This is a genomic window from Pontimicrobium sp. MEBiC01747 (assembly GCF_053601635.1).
The window spans coordinates 1-3,553 of sequence record NZ_JBSHNS010000532.1 but is presented as its reverse complement, the minus strand read 5'-3'; the positions used below and the strand labels follow the sequence as shown (position 1 = coordinate 3,553).

The window sequence follows — 3,553 nt, the reverse complement described above, 5'->3', positions numbered from 1 at the left end:
ATGTTAGACTTATGTTATATCATTTATAATATTTTTATTAAAACAAACTAATCAAAATAAAACTTATGAAACCTATTATTATAACGTTGTTTTTATGCTTGACTGTAATGACTAGTAAGGCTCAAGAAAATTGTAAATGTTGCACAGAAAACCATAAAGCTTTCGATTTTTGGATTGGAACATGGGAGGTTACAAATCCAGATGGAACACTAGCAGGAAAAAATGTAATAGATAAAATACAGGACGAATGTATTCTTAGAGAGAACTGGACAAGTGCCAAAGGGAAGTATACTGGTACAAGTAATAACTTCTATAATGCCTCAAAAAAGCAATGGGAACAAATTTGGATAGATAATCAAGGCGGAAGCTTGCATTTAAAGGGGAACAGAAAAGGTAACCAAATGATTTTACAAACCGATGTGGCTAAAAACCAAAAAGGGCAACCTTTTATTCATCGGGTTACTTGGACTTTAAATGAAGATGGCTCAGTTCGTCAACTATGGGAAACCATTACCAATGGAACAGAAATTACTGTGGCTTTTGATGGATTGTATAAAAAAAACAAATAACAACGTAACCTATTTTATATAATTATAATATTTTTTAGTTAGAAAAAGAAAACACTCAGTCTGTTCTTTAAATTCTAAGTCATACAAGGCAAATTCTAATTTAAGTATAAGTTTAGGTAAGCTAAATGCTACATTTGTGTATCAACCTTTATAAAATGAAATATTTAAATGTAAGCTTTGTAATTCTAATATTTACCCTTAATGGATTAGAATCTCAGAACAAAATATTAAATACTGTAACTTTTAATCCTGCTGTAGATTTTGTTAAGTATACAAAATATGATGCAACATTTACTTCAAAGATTATAAGAAGTAAACGGGAATATCAAGTAAATAGCTTTAAAAGGGAAAAAGAAAGTATAGAAGACTTAAAAACAGTAAAACCAAAACAAGCATATAATCAATTAACAACAATATTATCTGTAGCATTAATAACAATACTTTTTTTACTGCTCTTTAGTTTATATAAGCTACATTATGATAAATTAAGGCTACGCAATGAATTAATGACATACAAACAAAAGGCATTGTATTTGCAAATGAATCCTCATTTTATTTTTAATTGCCTAGGAGCAGTTTCTGGTTTTATGATAAATAATGAAACAGACAGAGGGGTTAAATATCTAGCTAAATTTTCAAAATTAATGAGGTTAACCTTAGAATATTCACAAGAATCATTAATACCCATAGAAAAAGAAATAGAAAGTCTTCAGAATTACTTAGAATTAGAAGCATTGCGTTTCGATGATAAGTTTTATTTTACAATTAAAAAATCTCAAGATATAGACGATGATATTATGATTCCGCCTTTATTAATTCAACCGTTAATAGAAAATGCAATAAATCATGGCATTATTCCTCAAGAAAAAAAGGGCATAATAGAAGTTAGTTTCACTTTAGATGATAAAAATAAAATTATCTGTAAAATACAAGATAATGGTATTGGTATTAATAATTCTATTGAAAATAAAAAAGAGTATGTTAATGTCCATAAATCTATGGCAATTAGTATTATTAAAAAACGACTAGAGGTAATAGCAAGAAAAACTAAAAGCATAGCAAAATTAGAGACAAATCAAATTAATGATGAGTTTAAAAATAGTAAAGGAACTATAGTAACTGTAATATTACCAATTCAATATACAAGTTAATTATGATTACTGCCGTAATAGTAGATGATGATATAAACCTGCGTAATAGCATGCGAGGGTTATTATCTCGTTATGCACCAGATGTAATAATTGTAGGAGAAGCAGATAATGTTATAGAAGGTGTAACAGAAATTATAGATAAAAAGCCATTAGCTGTCTTTTTAGATATACAATTAACAAAAGGAACAGGGTTTGATATTTTAGAAAGAATTTCAAAAATTGAAGGAGAAGTAAAAACGAATATTGTATTTGTAACTGCTTACGAAAAATATGCTATAAAAGCATTTCGTTTTAGTGCATTAGATTTTTTATTAAAACCAATAGATCCAGATGAACTAAAAGAAGTTATAAGAAAGCTTAAAAAACAAATTGCTTACACTTCGAATTACTCAAACATTAAGTTGCTTTTAGAAAATTTAAGCAGAAATACCAATACTTTTGAGCGTATAGCATTATCAACAGCTAATGGGATTCATCTTTTTGAAATAAAAAACATTATAAGATGTGAGAGTAAAGATAATTACACACAATTTTATTTTAAAAATCAAAAACCTATTTTAATCTCTAAAACATTAAAAGAGTATGAAGAGTTATTGACGGTTCATGGGTTCGAGCGTATACACCAATCTCATTTAATAAATTTAGCTTACTTAAAATCATATATTAAAAAAGATGGAGGCTATGTCTTAATGAGTGATGGGAGTAATTTGCCAATAGCACAACGTAAAAAAGACAGGCTAAAAGAGCTGTTAAATATTAATTCGTTAAAAAAATATAAAGGCTTCTAGGCTGTCTTTTATTTATATAAGTAATAGTTAGCTTAATCCTGTAAAGCAAACACTTTCTTTAATAATGTAGTAGTACGAGACTCTAACTTGTTTCTAATTTTACCTTCTTCAACAGCAATCATTTTATAAACGCCATCTAAAGCCTCGGTAGTAACATAATCTGTTAAATCTGGGTTTACATTATTAGTAAAAGGAATAGAATTGTACTTGTTAATTAAATTTGCCCATATTTTATCGGCCCCAACTTTACTAAACGAGTTTTTAATAACAGGATTAAATTTTGCATATAAAGCAGTTTGTGTTTTTCCAGTTAAGTATTGTGTTGCTGCATCATCATTGCCTAATAAAATGTTTTTTGCATCAGCAAATGTAATATCCTTAACCGCGTTTACAAAAATAGGAGTCGCTTCCTTTACAGCGTCTTCAGCAGCACGGTTTAATACTTTTAAGCCATCGTCTGCCAAGCTGCCTAAGCCAATATCTCTAAGTGCTTTATCTACTTTTTGTAGCTCATCTGGGAGTAAAATTTTCACTAAGTCATTTTTATAAAAACCATCTTTTAAAGTAAGCTTACTTACTTGTTTGTCTATGCCAAAATCAAGAGCTTCACGAAGACCAGAAGCAATATCGGCATTACTTAAAACACCACCACCTTGTGGTAATTGGTTTACAACCTGTTGTAATTCTGCACAAGCAGTTAAGTTAATAATTAAAAAGAAGGCTAAAAATTTACGTATCATAATTTGAGATTTATATGTTTATCAAAGATATATTATATAACGAAACTATTTCAAAAGACATACCAAAAAAATACTAAACAGAATTTAGTATGCAATTAAAAGTCAATAAACTAAAAATTAAGATTAAAAAAGAGAAAAGAGTTTATGTAGGCATCATTAGATAATTACATATAATTCGTCTATTTTTTTGAATATTTCGTAAATTGCAACCTTAAAACGGATTAAAAATCACGAATGATACAAGCAAAACCATATAAGCCAAAGTACAAAGTAAGAATTGTTACGGCTGCAGCACTTTTTGATGG

At 28.4% G+C, this 3,553-nt stretch carries 4 protein-coding genes; 3 read left to right on the top strand and 1 reads right to left on the bottom strand.

The features are described from left to right. The first annotated feature begins 65 nt into the window (after positions 1-65). From ACVC2P_RS17255 to ACVC2P_RS17245, 3 genes are all read left to right on the top strand, one after another. Positions 66-569, top strand: a complete 504-nt coding sequence (locus tag ACVC2P_RS17255; RefSeq protein ID WP_452599692.1) for a hypothetical protein — start codon at positions 66-68, stop codon at positions 567-569. Between the two features lie 155 nt (positions 570-724). After that, positions 725-1,720 carry a sensor histidine kinase gene (locus ACVC2P_RS17250; RefSeq protein ID WP_452599691.1) on the top strand — a complete coding sequence of 332 codons (996 nt, stop codon included), beginning with the start codon at positions 725-727 and terminating at the stop codon, positions 1,718-1,720. A 2-nt stretch (positions 1,721-1,722) separates the two neighbouring features. Next, positions 1,723-2,508, top strand: coding sequence for a LytR/AlgR family response regulator transcription factor (locus ACVC2P_RS17245; RefSeq protein WP_452599690.1), 786 nt, complete (start codon positions 1,723-1,725; stop codon positions 2,506-2,508). Between the two features lie 32 nt (positions 2,509-2,540). Here ACVC2P_RS17245 and ACVC2P_RS17240 read toward each other — a convergent pair whose 3' ends face one another. After that, positions 2,541-3,248: a DUF4197 domain-containing protein gene (locus tag ACVC2P_RS17240; RefSeq protein WP_452599689.1), complete on the bottom strand. Its 708-nt coding sequence runs from the start codon at positions 3,246-3,248 to the stop codon at positions 2,541-2,543. Positions 3,249-3,553: the final 305 nt, after the last annotated feature.

What these genes read in the sequence shown, in the direction of transcription:
- ACVC2P_RS17255 (WP_452599692.1), top strand. Translation starts at nt 66, where the DNA reads ATGAAACCTATTATTATAACGTTGTTTTTATGCTTGACTGTAATGACT.
- ACVC2P_RS17250 (WP_452599691.1), top strand. Translation starts at nt 725, where the DNA reads ATGAAATATTTAAATGTAAGCTTTGTAATTCTAATATTTACCCTTAAT.
- ACVC2P_RS17245 (WP_452599690.1), top strand. Translation starts at nt 1,723, where the DNA reads ATGATTACTGCCGTAATAGTAGATGATGATATAAACCTGCGTAATAGC.
- ACVC2P_RS17240 (WP_452599689.1), bottom strand. Translation starts at nt 3,248, where the DNA reads ATGATACGTAAATTTTTAGCCTTCTTTTTAATTATTAACTTAACTGCT.